17 protein-coding genes and 1 tRNA gene are annotated in these 17,656 nt (G+C 64.8%); 14 read left to right on the top strand and 4 right to left on the bottom strand.

All coding sequences use genetic code 11. The annotated features are described in order from the left end of the window. The first annotated feature begins 39 nt into the window (after nucleotides 1–39). From EWH12_RS00875 to pgl, 4 genes are all read left to right on the top strand, one after another. Complete coding sequence (locus EWH12_RS00875; RefSeq protein ID WP_129925401.1) at nucleotides 40–2,211, top strand: 3-hydroxyacyl-CoA dehydrogenase NAD-binding domain-containing protein; 2,172 nt, start codon at nucleotides 40–42, stop codon at nucleotides 2,209–2,211. A gap of 142 nt (nucleotides 2,212–2,353) precedes the next feature. Beyond that, nucleotides 2,354–3,367 (top strand): UDP-glucose 4-epimerase GalE, encoded by a 1,014-nt coding sequence (gene galE / locus EWH12_RS00870; RefSeq protein ID WP_066600972.1) that lies wholly within the window; start codon nucleotides 2,354–2,356, stop codon nucleotides 3,365–3,367. Beyond that, a complete protein-coding gene (locus EWH12_RS00865; RefSeq protein WP_066600971.1) occupies nucleotides 3,364–3,840 on the top strand; it encodes a YbaK/EbsC family protein in 477 nt (158 codons plus the stop codon). The genes galE and EWH12_RS00865 overlap by 4 nt, the downstream gene beginning before the upstream one ends. A gap of 5 nt (nucleotides 3,841–3,845) precedes the next feature. Then, nucleotides 3,846–4,538, top strand: coding sequence for a 6-phosphogluconolactonase (gene pgl / locus EWH12_RS00860; protein ID WP_129925400.1), 693 nt, complete (start codon nucleotides 3,846–3,848; stop codon nucleotides 4,536–4,538). A gap of 129 nt (nucleotides 4,539–4,667) precedes the next feature. On the opposite strand, the gene EWH12_RS00855 is transcribed toward pgl, so the two are convergent. Beyond that, nucleotides 4,668–4,931 (bottom strand): hypothetical protein, encoded by a 264-nt coding sequence (locus EWH12_RS00855; RefSeq protein ID WP_129925399.1) that lies wholly within the window; start codon nucleotides 4,929–4,931, stop codon nucleotides 4,668–4,670. 59 nt (nucleotides 4,932–4,990) lie between these two features. Here EWH12_RS00855 and EWH12_RS00850 point away from each other — a divergent pair, with 59 nt between their 5' ends. Then, the gene (locus tag EWH12_RS00850; RefSeq protein WP_129925398.1) at nucleotides 4,991–6,127 is read left to right on the top strand and encodes a pyridoxal phosphate-dependent aminotransferase; all 1,137 of its coding nucleotides are present in this window, start codon (nucleotides 4,991–4,993) and stop codon (nucleotides 6,125–6,127) included. Between the two features lie 178 nt (nucleotides 6,128–6,305). On the opposite strand, the gene EWH12_RS00845 is transcribed toward EWH12_RS00850, so the two are convergent. Further along, the gene (locus EWH12_RS00845; protein ID WP_066605010.1) at nucleotides 6,306–6,644 is read right to left on the bottom strand and encodes a hypothetical protein; all 339 of its coding nucleotides are present in this window, start codon (nucleotides 6,642–6,644) and stop codon (nucleotides 6,306–6,308) included. Nucleotides 6,645–7,052: 408 nt separating this feature from the next. Between EWH12_RS00845 and EWH12_RS00840 the strand changes: the two genes are divergently transcribed. Then, complete coding sequence (locus tag EWH12_RS00840) at nucleotides 7,053–8,324, top strand: ammonium transporter (protein WP_129925448.1); 1,272 nt, start codon at nucleotides 7,053–7,055, stop codon at nucleotides 8,322–8,324. A gap of 4 nt (nucleotides 8,325–8,328) precedes the next feature. Further along, nucleotides 8,329–9,189: a glycosyltransferase family A protein gene (locus tag EWH12_RS00835; protein ID WP_129925397.1), complete on the top strand. Its 861-nt coding sequence runs from the start codon at nucleotides 8,329–8,331 to the stop codon at nucleotides 9,187–9,189. Here EWH12_RS00835 and EWH12_RS00830 read toward each other — a convergent pair. After that, nucleotides 9,186–10,520, bottom strand: a complete 1,335-nt coding sequence (locus EWH12_RS00830) for an MFS transporter (protein WP_129925396.1) — start codon at nucleotides 10,518–10,520, stop codon at nucleotides 9,186–9,188. The genes EWH12_RS00835 and EWH12_RS00830 overlap by 4 nt on opposite strands. A gap of 163 nt (nucleotides 10,521–10,683) precedes the next feature. On the opposite strand from EWH12_RS00830, the gene cyoA reads away from it, so the two are divergent. Genes cyoA through EWH12_RS00795 form a run of 7 tightly spaced genes read left to right on the top strand, consistent with a single transcriptional unit; the run spans nucleotide 10,684 to nucleotide 17,523 of the window. Beyond that, nucleotides 10,684–11,835: a ubiquinol oxidase subunit II gene (gene cyoA / locus EWH12_RS00825; protein WP_129925395.1), complete on the top strand. Its 1,152-nt coding sequence runs from the start codon at nucleotides 10,684–10,686 to the stop codon at nucleotides 11,833–11,835. Nucleotides 11,836–11,891: 56 nt separating this feature from the next. Continuing rightward, on the top strand, nucleotides 11,892–13,910 hold the full coding sequence (gene cyoB / locus EWH12_RS00820; RefSeq protein WP_066600962.1) for a cytochrome o ubiquinol oxidase subunit I: 2,019 nt from the start codon (nucleotides 11,892–11,894) through the stop codon (nucleotides 13,908–13,910). A gap of 6 nt (nucleotides 13,911–13,916) precedes the next feature. Continuing rightward, nucleotides 13,917–14,561 carry a cytochrome o ubiquinol oxidase subunit III gene (gene cyoC, locus EWH12_RS00815; RefSeq protein WP_129925394.1) on the top strand — a complete coding sequence of 215 codons (645 nt, stop codon included), beginning with the start codon at nucleotides 13,917–13,919 and terminating at the stop codon, nucleotides 14,559–14,561. Continuing rightward, entirely contained in the window at nucleotides 14,558–14,968 is a 411-nt protein-coding gene (gene cyoD, locus EWH12_RS00810) for a cytochrome o ubiquinol oxidase subunit IV (RefSeq protein ID WP_129925393.1), read from the top strand. The genes cyoC and cyoD overlap by 4 nt, the downstream gene beginning before the upstream one ends. 5 nt (nucleotides 14,969–14,973) lie before the next feature. Continuing rightward, on the top strand, nucleotides 14,974–15,678 hold the full coding sequence (locus EWH12_RS00805) for an SURF1 family protein (RefSeq protein WP_129925392.1): 705 nt from the start codon (nucleotides 14,974–14,976) through the stop codon (nucleotides 15,676–15,678). Continuing rightward, nucleotides 15,675–17,000: an ATP-binding protein gene (locus EWH12_RS00800; protein WP_129925391.1), complete on the top strand. Its 1,326-nt coding sequence runs from the start codon at nucleotides 15,675–15,677 to the stop codon at nucleotides 16,998–17,000. The genes EWH12_RS00805 and EWH12_RS00800 overlap by 4 nt, the downstream gene beginning before the upstream one ends. Then, the gene (locus EWH12_RS00795; RefSeq protein ID WP_066605003.1) at nucleotides 16,990–17,523 is read left to right on the top strand and encodes a response regulator transcription factor; all 534 of its coding nucleotides are present in this window, start codon (nucleotides 16,990–16,992) and stop codon (nucleotides 17,521–17,523) included. Before EWH12_RS00800 ends, EWH12_RS00795 begins: the two co-directional genes overlap by 11 nt. A 15-nt stretch (nucleotides 17,524–17,538) precedes the next feature. On the opposite strand, the gene EWH12_RS00790 is transcribed toward EWH12_RS00795, so the two are convergent. Further along, nucleotides 17,539–17,612, bottom strand: a tRNA-Gly gene (locus tag EWH12_RS00790). Between the last annotated feature and the right edge of the window lie 44 nt (nucleotides 17,613–17,656).

Genomic DNA, 17,656 nt, shown 5'->3' with positions numbered 1-17,656 from the left:
ACTCAGGACGAACGGATGTTGGGAAAGGTAGCCATACCAATGAACACCATCGCATTCGACATCGACGCCGACGGCATCGCCACGCTGACCATCGACGTTCCCGGCCAGTCGATGAACGTCATCGGCCCGGAGTTCCTGGCCGATCTGGACGCCGCGATCACGCGCATCGCGTCCGAAGAGGGCATCAAGGGCGCGGTCATCGCGTCTGGCAAGAATAGCGGCTTCATGGCCGGGATGGACCTGAAATTTTTCGGGGCGATGCTGGCGAAGGCGGGCGACGCCCCCGCCCCGGCCGCGTTGTACGACGATCTGTTCGTGCTGAACGCGCTGTTCCGTCGCCTGGAAACCAGCGGCAAGCCGGTCGCCTGCGCCATTGAGGGCGCCTGCGTCGGTGGCGGTTTCGAACTGGCGCTGGCCTGCCATCGCCGTTTCGTGGGCGACAGCCCCAAGACGCAGCTGGGCCTGCCCGAAATCCTGATCGGCCTTTTCCCCGGCGGCGGCGGGTCGCAGCGCCTGCCGCGCATCATGGGCGTGCAGGCCGCGTTGATGTATATGCTTCAGGGCAAGCTGTTCCGTCCGGCCGAAGCGGCGATGCTGAAGGTGGTCGATGCGGTCGTGCCGCAAGGAACGGCGGTCACAGCGGCGCGGGAGTGGGTGAAGGCTAACCCCAACGCCACCTCTCAGCCGTGGGACGTCAAGGGCTATAAGGTGCCCGGCGGCGCAGGCGGCTTCAATCCGGCCTTTGTCCAGACCATGGCCGGAGCGCTGCCGATGACGCTCAAGCAGACCCAGCGTAACATGCACGCGCCGATCGCTTTGCTGTCGGCGGTCTATGAAGGCATCACCCTGCCGATGGACAAGGCGATCCAGATCGAGAGCCAATATTTCGCCAAGGTCGCCGCCGACCCGCAGGCGTCCAACATGATTCGTACCCTGTTCGTCAACAAGCAGGCGGCTGAACGCGGCGCGCGCCGGCCCAAGGGCGAGGCCAAGGCGCCGACGCAGAAACTGGCGATGCTGGGCGCGGGCATGATGGGCGCGGGCATCGCCACCGTCGCCGCGCAGGCGGGGATAGAGGTCGTCCTGTTCGACCGCGACCTGGCCTATGCGCAGAAGGGCAAGGCGCATGTCGAAGACGTGCTGAAGAAGCGCCTGGGCAAGGGCATGACGCCGGAAAAGCTGGAACAGACGCTGGCGCGCGTGACGCCCACCACCGACTATGCCGATCTGGCGGGCGCGGACTTCGTGATCGAAGCGGTGTTCGAGGATGTGAGCATCAAGGCGGAAGTCACCAAAAAGGTTGAGGAGGTTCTGGGCGCGGACACCATCTTCGGGTCCAACACCTCCACTCTGCCGATCACGAAGCTGGCGCAGGCGTGGACGAAGCCGGAGAATTTCATCGGCGTCCATTTCTTCTCACCGGTCGAAAAGATGCCGCTGGTGGAGATCATCCTGGGCGAGAAGACCGGCCCCGCCGCCATCGCCAAGGCGCTGGATTTCGTCAGCCAGATCAAGAAGACGCCCATCGTCGTGCATGACAGCCGCGGCTTCTACACTTCGCGCAGCTTCGGCACCTATGTGCAGGAGGGCGCGGAGCTGGTCGGCGAAGGCGTCAATCCGGCGCTGATCGAAAATGCCGGCAAGCAACTGGGGATGCCGACCGGCCCGCTGGCCGTCAGCGACGAAGTGTCGATCGAACTGGGCTGGAAGATCATGAGCGCCGCGAAGAAGGAACTGGGCGACGCCTATGTGCCGCAGGGTTCGGACGACATCATGGTGCAGATGGTCGAGGCCGGTCGCCTGGGCCGCAAGAATGGCAAGGGCTGGTACGATTATCCCGCAGGCGGCAAGAAATATCTGTCGCCAGTGCTGGGCGAGATGTTCCCGCGCGCCGCGGAGCAGCCCGGCGTCGAGGCGGTGAAGGAGCGGCTGCTCTATCGCCAGTTGATCGAGTGCGCCCGTTGCTTCGCGGAAGGCGTGCTGGAGACGCCGGAGGATGGCGACATCGGCGCGATCTTCGGCTGGGGCTTTGCGCCCTACACCGGCGGGCCGTTCAGCCACATGGACACCGTCGGCATCGCCCATGTCGTTGCCGTGCTGGACCGGCTGGCGGCGGAACATGGCCCGCGCTTTGCGCCGACGGCGCAACTGCGCGAGATGGCGGCGAGCGGCGCGACCTTCTACCGGCCTGCGACCGCGCAGGCCGCATGACCCCCCTGTAAATGTTCGAGACTCTCGGATAGGGCTGAGAGCGGACATCATTCAGCATGTTCCCGCGAAGGCGGGAATCCCGTCCTGCCGCCGGACTGGGTTCCCGCCTTCGCGGGAACACATGCGTTACCGGGGCGAGAGCATGACCATCAAACCAACCGTTCTAGTCACGGGCGGCGCGGGCTATATCGGCAGCCATGCCGTGCTGGCGCTGAAAGATGCCGGTTATGGCGTGGTCGTGATCGACAATCTGGTCACCGGCTTCGACTGGGCGGTGCCGGACGGCGTGCCGCTGGTGCGCGGCGATATTGCCGATCAACCGTTGGTGGAAGCGACCTTGCGCAAGCATGACATCAAGGCGATCATGCATTTCGCAGGATCGGTAGTCGTGCCGGAGTCCGTTGATAACCCATTGAAATATTACCATAACAACAGCGCCAAGACCCGTGACCTGATCGAAAGCGCGGTGCGGGTGGGCGTGCCGCACTTCATCTTCTCGTCCACCGCCGCCACCTATGGCACCCCGGACGTCGAAGCGGTGCGGGAGGATACGCCGCAGCGGCCGATCAATCCCTATGGCATGTCCAAGCTGATGACCGAATATATGTTGCGCGACGTGGCGGCGGCGCATCCGATGAATTTTTGTGCGCTGCGCTACTTCAATGTCGCGGGCGCGGACCCGCAGGGACGGACGGGCCAATCGACGGCAGGCGCGACCCACCTGATCAAGGTCGCGGTCGAGGCGGCGCTGGGCAAGCGGGAGAGCGTCGCCGTATTTGGCACCGATTTCGATACGCCGGACGGGACGGGCGTGCGCGACTATATCCATGTGACCGACCTGGCCGCCGCGCATCTGCTGGCGCTGGAGGCCTTGATCGCCGAGCCGGATCGCAACCATCTGCTCAATTGCGGCTATGGCCGGGGCTTTTCCGTGCTGGAGGTGCTGGACGCGGTCGATCGGGCGACCAACAATCCGATCGAGCGCGTCATGGTTGGCCGTCGGGCGGGCGATCCGGGCAAGCTGATTTCCGACAATGGCGCGATCCTGAAAACCTTCCCCTGGACGCCGCGCCATGCCGATCTGGACCAGATCGTCGCCCATGCTTTGGCGTGGGAGCGCAAGCTGGGGGACCGTGAAACAGGCGGGCGCGGATGAGCGAGGCGAGCGTCCGCGCCTTCTTTGCGGAACGGGCGCCCGACGTGGCGATTATCGACCAGGGCGTCAGCACCGCAACGGTGATCGAGGCCGCCGCCGCGCTGGGCGTCGAACCGGCGCGGATCGCCAAGACGCTGTCGCTGCGGGTGGGCGATACGGTCGTGCTGGTCTGCGCGCGGGGCGACGCGCGGCTCAACAATGGCAAGGCGAAGGCGGCGCTGGGCGCCAAGCCGCGGATGCTGGGCGCGGATGAGGTGGAGGCGATCACTGGCCATCCGGTCGGCGGCGTCTGCCCCTTCGGCCTCGCCTCTCCCCTGCCCGTCTATTGCGATCTGTCGCTCAAGGATTTCGCCACCGTCTTTCCCGCGGCCGGATCGCGCACCAGTTCGGTCGAACTGACGCCCGATCGGCTGGCGGCCTTGACCGGGGCGACGTGGATCGACATCTGCACGATTCCGCAAGCAGCCGAGTGAGCCCCATGCCGATTGAACATCTTTTCGCCACCGGCGCGCAGGCCGCGGCCGACATCGCCGCGCGCATCGCCACGATCCTGTCCGATGCGGTCGCGCAGCGCGGCGTCGCCAGCATCGCATTGTCGGGTGGCCGTTCGCCCCGGCCAGTGCTGGAAGCGCTCAGCCAGGTCGATCTCGACTGGGGCAAGGTCGTGGTGACACTGGTCGACGAACGCTGGGTCGCGCCCGACAACGCCGACAGCAATGAGAAGCTGGTCCGCGACACGCTGCTCAGGGGCGCGGCGGCGCAGGCGCGCTTCGTGCCGATGAAGACGCCGGCCGCGAACGCCTATGCGGGGCAAGCCGCGGTCGAGGCGGCCTTCGCCGACCTGCCCTGGCCGCTGGACATCATCCTGCTGGGGATGGGCGATGACGGACATACGGCGTCGCTTTTCCCGGAAGGCAAGGAACTGGCCGAAGGGCTGACGAGCCAAGCGCTGACGATCGCGGCGACGCCCCCGTTCGCGCCGCACGAGCGTATGTCCCTGACGGCGCACGGGATTTCGCAGAGCCGCCATATCTTCCTCCAGATCAGCGGCGCGGCCAAGAAAGCGGTCTATGATCGCGCGCTGGCGGGTGGCGTCGTCGAGGAATTGCCGATCCGGTTGGCGCTGTTGCAGGATGTCGTGCCGGTTGAGGTGTGGATCGCGGAAGCATAAATCCTCCCCTGCAAAGGGGGGGGGTGGCGCGCGCGAAGCGCGTGACGGAGGGGTAGCGCGCTATCGATAGGGTGACACCCCTCCACCATTCGCTTCGCGAACGGTCCCCCTCCCCTTGCAGGACAGGATTCAATCCCGCACCTCATGCTTGGAAATCAGATAGCGCCACACGCCGACCGCGTTGATGAGCAGCAGGGCGACATTCTGCCAGCCTATCCCCTCGCTGTCCTTGTCCAGGAAACCCCAGGCGGTGAGCGCGATCGAGGAGGTGACGAACAGGACGAATGCCCATCCGGTTATGCGTCGTCCCAGGTTGAGCGATACGATTAGCGCGGCGATCGTCGCCGCGCCCGCACCATAATATTGTAAAGCGGCAAGCAGGGTCTGGTTCATGCCGGCTAGAACGTAGCGGCCATGGACATGGTTGCGACGCCCCTCTACCCAGCGCGGCCATGATCGCCGACATATCCCCCTTCCACGCCATCGCCATCAGCCGCGAAGCCCATGCGCTCGAAGCGGCGGGCCGGTCCATCCTGCATATGGAATTCGGCCAGCCCTCCACCGGCGCGCCCGCCGACGCCATCGCCACGGCGCATCATGTGCTGGACACGGAGGCCATGGGCTATTGGGAAAGCATGCCGCTCAAGGAACGGATCGCCCGCCATTATGGCGAGCGGCATGGCGTGGCGGTGGACCCCGAACAGATTTTGCTGACCTGCGGCGCGTCGCCCGGCCTGGTGCTGGCGCTGACCTGCCTGTTCGCGCCGGGCGCGCGGGTGGCGACGGCGCGGCCGGGCTATGTCGCCTATCGCAATAATTTAAAGGCGCTCTATCTGGAGCCGGTCGAGATCTCCTGCGGCCCGGCCGAACGCTATCAGATCAGCGCCGATGCGCTGGCGGCGATCGATCCCGCGCCGGACGGGCTGATCCTCGCCAGCCCGGCCAATCCCACCGGCACGATCATCCCGTCGGACGAACTGGCGCGGATCGCAGCGGTCTGCGCCGATCGCGACATCCGCATCATTTCCGACGAAATCTATCATGGGTTGAGTTTTGGCGAACCGGCTCACTCCATGCTGGAATATGCGCCCGACGCGGTGATCGTGAACAGCTTTTCCAAATATTACAGCATGGCCGGCTGGCGGCTGGGCTGGATCGTGGTGCCGCCCGCCCTGATCGACGCGGCGCGCGCGCGGATGGGCAATCTGTTCCTGACGCCGCCGGTGCTGGCCCAGCGCGCCGGGCTGACCGCGTTCGATTGCACCGACGAACTGGACGGGCATGTCGCCAGCTATCGCCGCAACCGGCAATTGCTGCTGAACGCCCTGCCCGCAATGGGCCTGGCCAGCATCGCGCCGCCCGACGGCGCCTTCTACATCTATGCCGACATCGGCCACCTGACCCAAGACAGCCTGCGCTTCTGCCAGAAGCTGCTGCGCGAAACCGGCGTGGCGACCGCGCCGGGGATCGATTTCGATCCCGTGGACGGCCATCGCTTCATCCGATTCAGCTTCGCGGTGTCCACCGACCGGGTGGAGGACGCGATCACGCGGATGGCGCCGTGGTTTCAGGCGCAGGGCGAGCGTTAAGTTAGTGGCGATAGTGAGGTGGGTAGCAGACGTTCTGCTGCCTGAGCCCTCTCCCGCGAAGGCGGAAGAGGGCAAAGCGGGACAGTCCGCTTCCGGTCGCCTGCATTCCCTTCCACATGCCGGGCTTGACCCGGCATCCTGCTCATATCCGAGCGCAGCAGGCAAATCGTCGCGCGCCCTAACGCTGCTTCTTGGCCGTGGTCGCGGTAAAATCGGGGTCTTTGTTCGCCACCCAGTCGACGAATTTGCGCACATTGGGATGGGCCAGCAGGCCCTCGACATCCGTGCCATGGCGCTGCAATTCGGAATTGGTGAAATTGGCGATCAGCGTCTGCTGGCAGATGCCATGCATGGGAACGACATCGCGCCCGCCCCGGCTTTTGGGAACAGGATGATGCCAGACGATTGTCTTGCCGGTCGGCCGCCCGCACAGCCAGCAGTCTATCACCGGCGCGGGCGCATCCTCCTCGACAGCCACGTCTTCGTAGCGACCATGTTTCGAATATTTGCGGGCCATCATCTACCTGCCATCGTCTGCATGAATGTCTTGGAACTGCGCCGCCCCTCTAAAGGGAAGGGAGCGCCATTACCATAGCGGCATCTGTAAACCGCCTCTCGCCACCCATCGGCGGAAAGACGAGCCAGACGCCCGTCCACGGAAGGCTTTCAACATAGGATTTTGTCTGGTCTATCCTTCTGGATGAACCCGCCTCTCCCCGACAGCCCTGGCGCTCCGCCATCGGCGCATCACTGTCACGTAGGCGTCGCGCCGCTGTCGCATGAATGTGACCCATGTGGCGCGTCGCGGTCGCTTCGACCGGGCGTCACCCCCGCGCCATCCTCTACCGCCATCGACCTTGCTTATCGAAAACTTTACCAGAGCGCCGCTAGACACAGCGGACTTGTCCATAGCCGGGTTTTGATGATGCGCATTTACTTCGCCCTGCCCCTTCTGACCATGCTGGCGATGCCGCAACCTGCCTGGGCGCAGGTGGCCGTGGCCGACAGCGGCGACACCGGCTGGATGATCCTGTGCGCGCTGCTGGTGCTGCTGGCCGCGTTGCCGGGATTGATGCTGCGCCATGCGGGGCAGGTCAATGTGCGCAGCGCCCTGTCGGTGACGGCGCAGGGAGCCTCGGTCGCGGCGGTCGCCGCGCTGACCTGGGCCATTGCGGGCTACAGCATCGCCTATGCGCCGGGCAGCGCCTGGCTGGGCGGCGACGCGAATTTGCTGCTCGCCAATCTCGCCCAGTTGCGTGACGGGCTGACGGTGCCCGAATCGGCATTCATCCTGTTCCAGTTGTCGATTGCGCTGCTCGCCGCCTGCCTGCTGGTGGGCGCGGTGGCGGAGCGGACGCGGATCGGCTGGTGGATCGCCTTCACCCCGCTCTGGCTGCTGCTGGTCTATGCCCCGGTCGCCCATGCGGTGTGGGGCGGCGGCTGGCTCGCGGACCTGGGAGTCATGGATTTCGCCGGCGGGCTGGTGCTGCATGGCGTGGCGGGCTTTTCCGCGCTCGCTCTCGCCCTGATCGCAGGCCCACGACGCGAGCCGTCCGATCCCGGCCATGCTCCCCTGCTCAGCCTGGCCGGCGGCGGGCTGCTCTGGATCGGCCTGTCCGGCGTGGTCGGCGGCTGGGCGCTGGGCGCGACGGACGACGCCGCGACCGCCATCCTCAATCACCTCTTCGCCGCCTGCGCCGCAGCGCTGACCTGGGGGCTACTCGACCGGATGCTGAGCGCCCGCACCAGTGCGACGGGCATCCTGTCCGGCGCGCTGGCGGGCATCGCCGCCATATCGGCCAGCGCCGCGCTGGTCGGCACCGGCGGCGCGATGCTGATCGGCGTCATCGCCGCCTGCGTGTCCCGCATCGGCATGGGGCTGCTGTCCGGCCGGGTCGACGACGGCGCGAGCGTCTTCGCCATCCATGGGCTGGGCGGCCTGACCGGCATACTGCTGCTGCCGCTGTTCGTCCTGCCGCTGCTGGGCGGGGTCGGCTTCGACGCGAATATCAGCCTGCTCGGAGCCTTGACCTCTCAGGCCATCGGCCTGGTCGTGGTTGCGCTGTGGGCGATGGTCGGCAGCGCGATCGCCGCGCTGGTCGTTTCGGTCGTCATCCCCATGCGGGTAAGCGCGCAGGAAGAGGCCGACGGCCTCGACGCCAGCCAGCATGGCCAGCAGGGCTGGGACTTCCGTTAAGGCAATGACGGTCCCCCCCTCTTCCGTCGCCGTCGCCATCTTCGCCCATCAGGAAGAACGCCGGATCGGCGCCTGCCTGGCGTCCCTGCCGCTCGACCGGGCGGACACAATCTTCCATGTGCTGGTGAACGGCACGACCGACGCCACGGTCGCGCGGGCGCGGGCAGCGGCGACCGGCCGGGCTAATGTCATCGTCCATGACATTCAGGCGGGCGGCAAGTCGCGGACCTGGAACCATATGGTCCATGACCTGCTGACCGGGTCCGAGGATGCGGTCGTCTTCCTGGATGGAGATGCGCAGATCGTGGCGGGCTCGATCGACGCGCTGGTCGCCGATCTGGCCGCCCACCCCCGCGCCAATGCCGCATCGGGAATGCCGATGAACGGGCGGATGGCGGCAACCTATCGCGGCACGCTCCACAGCGAAGGCGGGCTGTTCGGCGATCTCTATGCACTGTCTGGGAATTTCGTGCGGGATATCCGCGCCCGCGGGCTGCGCCTGCCCGACGACCTGATCGGCGACGACGGGCTGGTGGCGTCCTGGGCGCATACCGGACTGCAAAAGGATATCGCCTGGGATCTGGCGGGGGTCGTGCCCTGCGACGATGCGGGTTTCCTGTGCGAACAGGTCAGCCTGGCCCGGCCCCAAACCTGGCACATGCATTATAAGCGGCTGGTCAACTATTCGGTGCGTTTCTACCAGAACCGGATCGTGTCGGACATCATGACGCGCGAGGGGCCGGCCGGCCTCCCCGCGCGTCTTGCCATCCTCTATTCCGAATGGCTGCCGCGTTTCCGCCCGCGCCCCGGCCTCACCGCCTGGTTCGACCGCAAGGCGCTCAAAAGGATGCGCGCGGCCTCTTAACGATCGCGGCCGGCCAGTTCCTTGTTCACGAACAGGGCGACCCCGGTCACCACCGCACCCGACAAAAGATAGACGCCCGACGCAGCCAGGCCGAATTCGGCGGACACCAAAAGCGCCGCCAGTGGCGCGAAACCCGCGCCCACCAGCCAGGCGAGGTCCGACGTCAGGGCCGACCCGGTATAGCGGGTCGCGGTGCGGAAGTTGGAGGCCACGATGCCCGACGACTGGCCGAAGCTGAGGCCCAGCAGGATGAAGCCCAGCACCATGAACGCGACTTCGCCCAGATCGCCGCCGTTCAGCAGCAAGGGCGCGGCGACGGCGAAGATGGCGATCCCCACGGCCGACCATCCAATCAGGGTCCGGCGGCCCACCATGTCGGCGACGAAGCCCGACACGATGATCGCCAGCACGCCGACGAACGCGCCGATTACCTCGATCATCAGGAATCGTTCCAGCGGCTGGTCGGTATAGAGCGCGATCCAGGACAGCGGGAACACGGTGACCATGTGGAACAGCGCGAAGCTGGCCATAGGCGCGAAAGCGCCGATCACGATGTTGCGCCCTTCGCTGCGGACGGTTTCGATAACCGGCGAAGGCTGTAGCTCGCGACTTTCGAACAGGCGCTCGAACTCGTGCGTCACGACGATCCGCAGGCGGGCGAACAGCGCCACCACGTTGATCGCGAAGGCGACGAAGAAGGGATAGCGCCAGCCCCAGTCGAGGAAGTCCGCGGTCGAGAGGGTGTTGAGGAAGAAGGCGAACAGGCCGGCCGCCACCATGAGCGCCAGCGGCGCGCCGAGTTGCGGCATCATCGCATACCAGCCGCGCTTGTTCTGCGGCGCGTTGAGCGAGAGCAAGGAGGCGAGGCCGTCCCAGGTGCCGCCCAGCGCCACGCCCTGTCCGGCGCGGAACAGCGCCAGCAGGAAGGCGGCGCCATGGCCGATCGTGTCATAGCCCGGAAGGAAGGCGATGGCCGCCGTCGATCCGCCCAGCAGGAACAATGCGATGGTCAGCTTGACGCCGCGACCATAAGCGCGATCGACCGCCATGAAGATGAACGACCCGATCGGGCGCGTGATGAAGGCGAGCGCGAAGATGGCGAAGGACCAGAGCGTCCCCATCAGCGGCGACATATAGGGGAAGATATGCGCCGGGAAGACGATGCAGGACGCGATCGCATAGACGAAGAAGTCGAAAAATTCCGACGTCCGCCCGATGATGACGCCGATCGCGATCTCGCCGGGCGCGATCTTCTTGTGCCCATGGGCATGAAGCTGGCGCACGTCGCGTTCCGCCTGGGTCGAATTGGGCGTGGTCGTCGCGGAAGTCATGGGGTAAAACGGACCTTCATGCTGCGGGAACGATCCGTGCCGCACTTCGTTGCGCGACGAATCATCCCGGTGATAAATTCACCCATGCCCTATTTTGCAGATGCACAGGGATAGGACAAAAGGTCCAATGTCGCGCGCCGGCCATCCTGATAATGCGGGCCGCATGATAGCCCGTCATCCCGCCACCAAGCGCGCATTCCTGCGCCGAATCGCGCCACTCCTGCTGCTGCCGCTGGGCGGATGCAACTGGGTGGTCCTGTCCCCCGCCGGCGACGTTGCAATGCAGCAACGCGACCTGATCCTGATTTCCACCGCGCTGATGCTGCTGATCATCATTCCGGTGATGGCGATGACCATCTGGTTCGCCTGGAAATATCGGGAAAAGGGACGAGCGGAGGATTATGACCCCGACTGGGATCATTCGACCAGCCTGGAACTGCTGATCTGGTCGGCGCCGCTGTTGATCATCATCGCGCTGGGCGCGGTGACGTGGAGCAGCACCCATCTGCTCGACCCCTATCGCCCGCTCGATCGCGTCGATCATGCGCGCAAGGTCGATCCGGCCGCCAAGCGGTTGCAGGTCGAAGTGGTGGCGATGGACTGGAAATGGGTGTTCATCTACCCTGAACTGGGCATCGCGACGGTGAACGAACTGGCCGCGCCGGTCGACCGGCCGATCGAGTTCAAAATCACCTCCTCGACCATCATGAACAGCTTCTTCGTGCCCGCGCTCGCTGGTCAGATTTACGCCATGCCGGGGATGCAGACGGTGCTGCACGCGGTCGCCAACAAGCCGGGCGATTATGAGGGCTTCTCCGCCAATTATTCGGGTGCCGGTTTCTCCAACATGCGCTTCCGCTTCCACGCCGTGGACCAGGCCGGTTTCGACCAGTGGGTCGCCAAGGTGAAGGCCAGCAGCGCGACGCTGGACCGGGCGACTTATGTCAAGCTGGAGCAGCCCAGCGAAAAGGTGCCGCCGATGTATTTCAGCGGCGTCGAGCCCAGGCTTTTCCACGCTGCGCTCAACATGTGCGTGCAGCCGGGCAAGAAGTGCATGGACGCGGTGATGATGACCGACAGCCGAGGCGGCGCGGGCAAGGAGTCCGCGCATAACGTCGAAGGGCTACGCCATGACGGCACGATCGACGTCGGCGGTTATCATCCGGTCGAACCGGGCAAGAAGGGCGAAATCGCCCAGCCCGCGGGCATGACCCCGGCCGCGGACCGCACCCCGGCCGCGCGGGGCAAGCAAGCCCCCGGCCAGCAGGACGGCGATGGGCATGGCGGTGGCCATGCCGGTCATGAAGGCATGTGATCGCCCATGCCCTGCCCCCGTTCTTTCTTTCCTCTCTCGCCTGAAGGCTAGACGCCATGTCCCCCTCCCCCGCCTCTGAAAATAGCGGCATCTGGAAGCTGATATTCGGTCGGCTCGACTGGAGTTCGCTGCCCCTGCACGAGCCGATCGTCGTCGGCACCTTCATCATGGTCATGCTCGGCGGCCTCGTCGTCGTCGCGGGCATCACCAAATATAAATTATGGGGCATGTTGTGGCGCGACTGGTTCACCACCGTCGACCATAAGCGCATCGGCATCATGTACATGATCCTGGGCCTCATCATGTTCGTGCGCGGCTTTGCCGATGCGGTGATGATGCGCCTGCAACAGGCGATGGCGTTCAACGGGTCGGAGGGCTATCTCAACGCCCATCATTATGACCAGATTTTCACGGCGCATGGCGTCATCATGATCTTCTTCGTCGCGATGCCGATGATTACGGGCATCATGAACTATATCGTCCCGCTCCAGATCGGCGCGCGCGACGTGTCCTTCCCCTTCCTCAACAATTTCAGTTTCTGGATGACCACGGCGGGCGCCGTGATCGTCATGATGTCGCTGTTCGTGGGCGAATTTGCGCGCACCGGCTGGCTGGCCTATCCGCCGCTGTCGGGCATCGCCTATTCGCCAGGGGTCGGCGTCGATTATTATATCTGGGGCTTGCAGATCGCAGGCATCGGCACATTGCTGTCGGGCGTCAACCTGATCGCGACCATCGTCAAGATGCGCGCGCCGGGCATGAACATGATGAAGCTGCCGGTCTTCACCTGGACTTCGCTGTGCGCCAACATACTGATCGTCGCGGCCTTCCCGGTGCTGACCGCCGTGCTGGCGCTGCTGTCGCTGGACCGCTATGTCGGCACCGCCTTCTTCACCAACGACATGGGCGGCAACCCCATGATGTATGTGAACCTGATCTGGATCTGGGGTCACCCGGAAGTCTATATCCTCATCTTGCCGCTGTTCGGCGTGTTCTCCGAAGTCACCTCGACTTTTTCGAACAAGCGGCTCTTCGGCTATAGTTCGATGGTCTATGCGACGGTCGTTATCGCGATCCTGTCCTATCTCGTGTGGCTGCACCACTTCTTCACCATGGGGTCGGGCGCCAGCGTCAACAGCTTCTTCGGCATCACGACGATGGTCATTTCCATCCCGACTGGCGCCAAGCTGTTCAACTGGCTGTTCACCATGTATCGCGGGCGCATCCGGTTCGACCTGCCGATGATGTGGACCGTGGCCTTCATGCTGACCTTCACCGTCGGCGGGATGACCGGCGTGCTGCTCGCCGTGCCGCCCGCCGACTTCGTGCTGCACAACTCGCTGTTCCTGATCGCGCATTTCCACAACGTCATCATCGGCGGCGTATTGTTCGGCCTGTTCGCGGCGATCAATTACTGGTGGCCCAAGGCGTTCGGCTTCACGCTGGATACCAAATGGGGCAAGCGCAGCTTCTGGCTGTGGGTCGTGGGCTTCTGGTTCGCCTTCATGCCGCTCTACATCCTCGGCCTGATGGGCGTGACCCGCCGGATGCGCGTGTTCGACGATCCTTCGCTGCAAATCTGGTTCCAGATCGCCGCCTTCGGCGCGCTGATGATCGCGGCCGGCATCGCCTGCATGTTCGTCCAGTTCGCGGTCAGCATCATCAACCGCGAGAAGCTGCGCGACACGACGGGCGATCCGTGGAACGGCCGCACGCTGGAATGGGCGACCAGCTCGCCCCCGCCAGACTATAATTTCGCCTTCACGCCCGTCATTCACGACAATGACGCCTGGGCCGACATGAAGAAGCGCGGCTATCAGCGTCCGCTGACGGGTTATGAAGCGATCCACATGCCGTCCAACACCGGCACCGGCATCATCATCGCGGGGCTGTCCATCGCCTTCTCGGTCGGCATGATCTGGTACATCTGGTGGCTCGCTGGCCTCAGCTTCGTCGGCATCCTGGCCGTCGCGATCGGCCATACTTTCAACTATAAGCGCGACTTCTACATCCCCAAGGATGTGGTCGAGCGCACCGAGGGCGAGCGCACCGCGCTGCTCGCGACCCAGGGTTAAATCGTCATGGCAAGCGCATCTCCGATCGACCCCGCCTTCCTCGACAAGGACGGCAACCCGCTCTTTCACCTGGCGCATGAGCCGCATCATCCCGAAGGCTCCAGCACCATGCTGGGCTTCTGGATGTACCTGATGAGCGATTGCCTCATCTTCGCCTGCCTGTTCGCCACCTATGCGGTGCTGGGCGGCAATTATGCGGCGGGGCCGGGGCCGAAAGATTTGTTCGACCTGCCGCTGGTGGCCCTCAACACCGCCATGCTGCTCTTCTCCTCCATCACCTATGGTTTCGCCATGCTGGCGATGGAGAAGAACAGGGTCGGCGCGACGCAGGGCTGGCTGGCCATCACCGGCCTGTTCGGCCTGGCGTTCCTCAGCATCGAAATGTACGAGTTCGCGCACCTCATCCATGAGGGCGCGACGCCGATGCGGTCGGGCTTCCTGTCTGCCTTCTTCACGCTGGTCGGCACCCACGGACTTCACGTCACCTTCGGCTGCATCTGGCTGGTGACGCTGATGGTGCAGGTCGCCAAACATGGCCTGATCCCCGCCAACCAGCGCCGCCTGATGTGCCTCAGCATGTTCTGGCACTTCCTCGACGTCATCTGGATCGGCGTCTTCACCTTTGTCTATCTGATGGGAATGCTGCGATGAGCGCGCACGATCACGCCCAAAACGATCATGGGCACGCCAATCACGGGCATGGCCATGACGATCATCATGATGCCGGGGCACATGGCAGCATGGGCAGCTATATGATCGGGTTCGGCCTGTCGGTTTTGCTGACGGCCATCCCCTTCTGGCTGGTCATGACCGGCTATTTCGCCAATCCGCAGACCACCGCGATCATCATCATGGCCTTCGCGATCGTGCAGATCGTGGTGCATATGATCTACTTCCTGCACATGAACACCCGTTCCGAAGGCGGCTGGTCGATGATGGCGCTGATCTTCACGCTGGTGCTGGTCGTCATCACCCTGTCGGGATCGACCTGGGTCATGTATCATTTGAACCATAATATGATGCCGACCATGTCGCATGACATGAGCCAGATGCCGTGACAGACATGGACCCCCGCCCCCAAAAGGCGGGGTTCCCGGTCGGCCTGACGCTGGCCGCGCTGATCCTGTTCGTCGGCCTCATGGCGCTTGGCGTCTGGCAGGTGGAACGGCTGGCATGGAAGCGCGACCTGATCGCCCGCGTTGATGCCCGTATCCACGCCGCGCCGGCATCGGCCCCGGCCAGAGCGAACAAAGCCGACGAATATCGCCGCGTCACCGCAACCGGCATCTTCCTGCATGACAAGGCCGCGCTGGTGCAGGCCGCCACGGTCCGCGGCGCGGGCTATTGGGTGCTCACCCCGCTGCGCCAGGCGAACGGTGCGATCCTGTTCGTCAACCGTGGTTTCGTGCCGCCCGAAGCCAAGACCCGTTACGACCGGCCCCAGGGCGTGGTGCGCGTGACCGGCCTGCTGCGCCTGACCGAACCGGGCGGCGGCTTCCTGCGCAGCAACGATCCCGTCGCCGACCGCTGGTACTCACGCGACGTCGCCGCCATCGCCGCCACGCGCAGGCTCATGCCGATCGCCAACTATTTCATCGACGCGCAGGCGGGGCCTTCGCCCGACGCCCTGCCGGTCGGCGGGCTGACCGTCGTCCGTTTCCCCAACAGCCATCTGCAATATGCCATCACCTGGTTCATACTGGCGGCGATGGTCGCCGGGGCCTATAGCCTGGTCATGCGCCAGTCGGGAAAAGATCGCCGGGAATGACCGCACCGCCTGCAAGACGTATGCGCTGGCTGCCCGGCCGGTGGCCTGCAGACGCAGCCGGCCGTCGCAACATGGCGTTGCTGGTGCAGCTGCGCTGGATCGCCATCGCCGGGCAGGTCGCGACGATCCTGTTCGTCCATTTCGCCATGGACATCCGCCTGCCGCTGCCATCCATGCTGGTCGTGCCCTGCATCGCGACGGCGATGAACATCGGCAGCCTGATGGTGCTGCGCCGGCGCACCGACATCACCCATGCCGAATTGTTCCTGGCGCTGCTGTTCGACGTGTTCGCGCTGACCACCCAGCTTTACCTGAGCGGCGGCGCGACCAATCCGTTCGTGTCCCTCTACCTGGTGCAGGTGGCGCTGGGCGCGGTGCTGCTGCACCGGTGGAGCGTATGGGGCATCGTGGCGGTATCGACGCTATGCACGGCGATGCTGGCCTTCGTCTATCGTCCGCTCGACCTCAGCGAAACGCTGGAAGGGCATTTGTTCGACCTGCATATCGTCGGCACCTGGATCTGCATCACGATGATCGCGGTGCTGCTGGTGCTGTTCATGACTCGCGTGACCCGAAACCTGCAACAGCGGGAGGCCTATCTGGCGGAACTGCGGCAGCAGGCGGTCGAGGAAGAGCATATCGTGCGCATGGGCCTGCTGGCGTCGGGCGCGGCGCATGAGCTGGGCACCCCCCTTGCCCAGCTTGCCGTGGTGCTGGGCGACTGGCGGCACATGCTCGAAATCAAGGCGCACCCCGCGCTGGTCGAGGAAGTGGGCGAGATGGAAGCGGCGGTCAAACGCTGCAAGACCATATTGACCGGCATCCTGATGTCCGCCGGCGAAGCGCGCGGCGAAGCGCCCCAAGTCACCAATGTCCGCGATTTCATCGACAACATCGCGCGCGACTGGCGGATCGCCAATCCGGGTATGCCGCTGCGCTGCGATTTCGGCCCGCATGAATATCCGCGCATCATCGCCGATCCGGTGATCCGCCAGGCGGTGACCAACCTGCTGGACAATGCGCGCGAGGCGGGCGCGACCTATATCAACATGATGGTCAGCCGCGACAGCCAGTGGCTGCACATCGCGGTGCGCGACAATGGCCGCGGCTTCGACGCGGCGATGCTGGCCGATGTCGGCAAACCCTACCGGTCGAGCAAGGGCAAGCAGGGCGGCGGCCTTGGCCTCTTTCTCGTCGTCAATGTCGTGCGCAAGCTGGGCGGGCGGGTCGATGCCAGCAACGGCGCTGAGGGCGGCGCGATGATCCTGCTGCGCCTGCCGCTTGCAACGCTGGCGCTGGAGGAGGCGAATGATGACGGATGAACGGCAATTGCTGATCGTCGAGGATGACGAAGGTTTCGCCCGCACGCTCAAACGCTCGTTCGAACGGCGCGGTTATAGCGTGCTGTCGGCCGACAGCCTGGAATCGGTGATGGCCGTGCTGGCCGACAACCGCCCCGGCTTCGCGGTCGTCGATCTCAAGCTTGGCCCGCAATCGGGCCTGGCCTGTGTCCAGGCGCTCCACGCCCATGATCCGGCCATGCTGATCGTGGTGCTGACGGGCTTCGCCAGCATCGCGACGGCCGTAGAGGCGATCAAGCTGGGCGCGACCAACTATCTGGCCAAGCCCTCTAACACCGACGATATCGAGGCCGCCTTCGCCCGCTCCGGCGGCGATCCCGCAGCGCCGCTCGCCCCTCGGCCGACCTCGATCAAGACGCTGGAATGGGAGCATATCCATGAAGTGCTTAAGGACAGCGAGTTCAACATTTCCGAAGCCGCGCGGCGACTGGGTATGCATCGCCGCACCCTGGCCCGCAAACTGGCGAAGCGTCAGGTCGGCTGACGGCATATCTGAAAATGGAGCGGGTGAAGGGAATCGAACCCTCGTCACTTGCTTGGGAAGCAAAAGCTCTACCATTGAGCTACACCCGCGCGCCGGTTCCCGCCCATGGCGCAAGCTATGGCCTGCTGTCAAC

Source organism: Sphingobium cupriresistens (assembly GCF_004152865.1).
GTDB classification, from domain to species: domain Bacteria; phylum Pseudomonadota; class Alphaproteobacteria; order Sphingomonadales; family Sphingomonadaceae; genus Sphingobium; species Sphingobium cupriresistens.
Note: the sequence above shows the minus strand (reverse complement) of the source record. Positions and strands in the feature narration are given on the sequence as shown.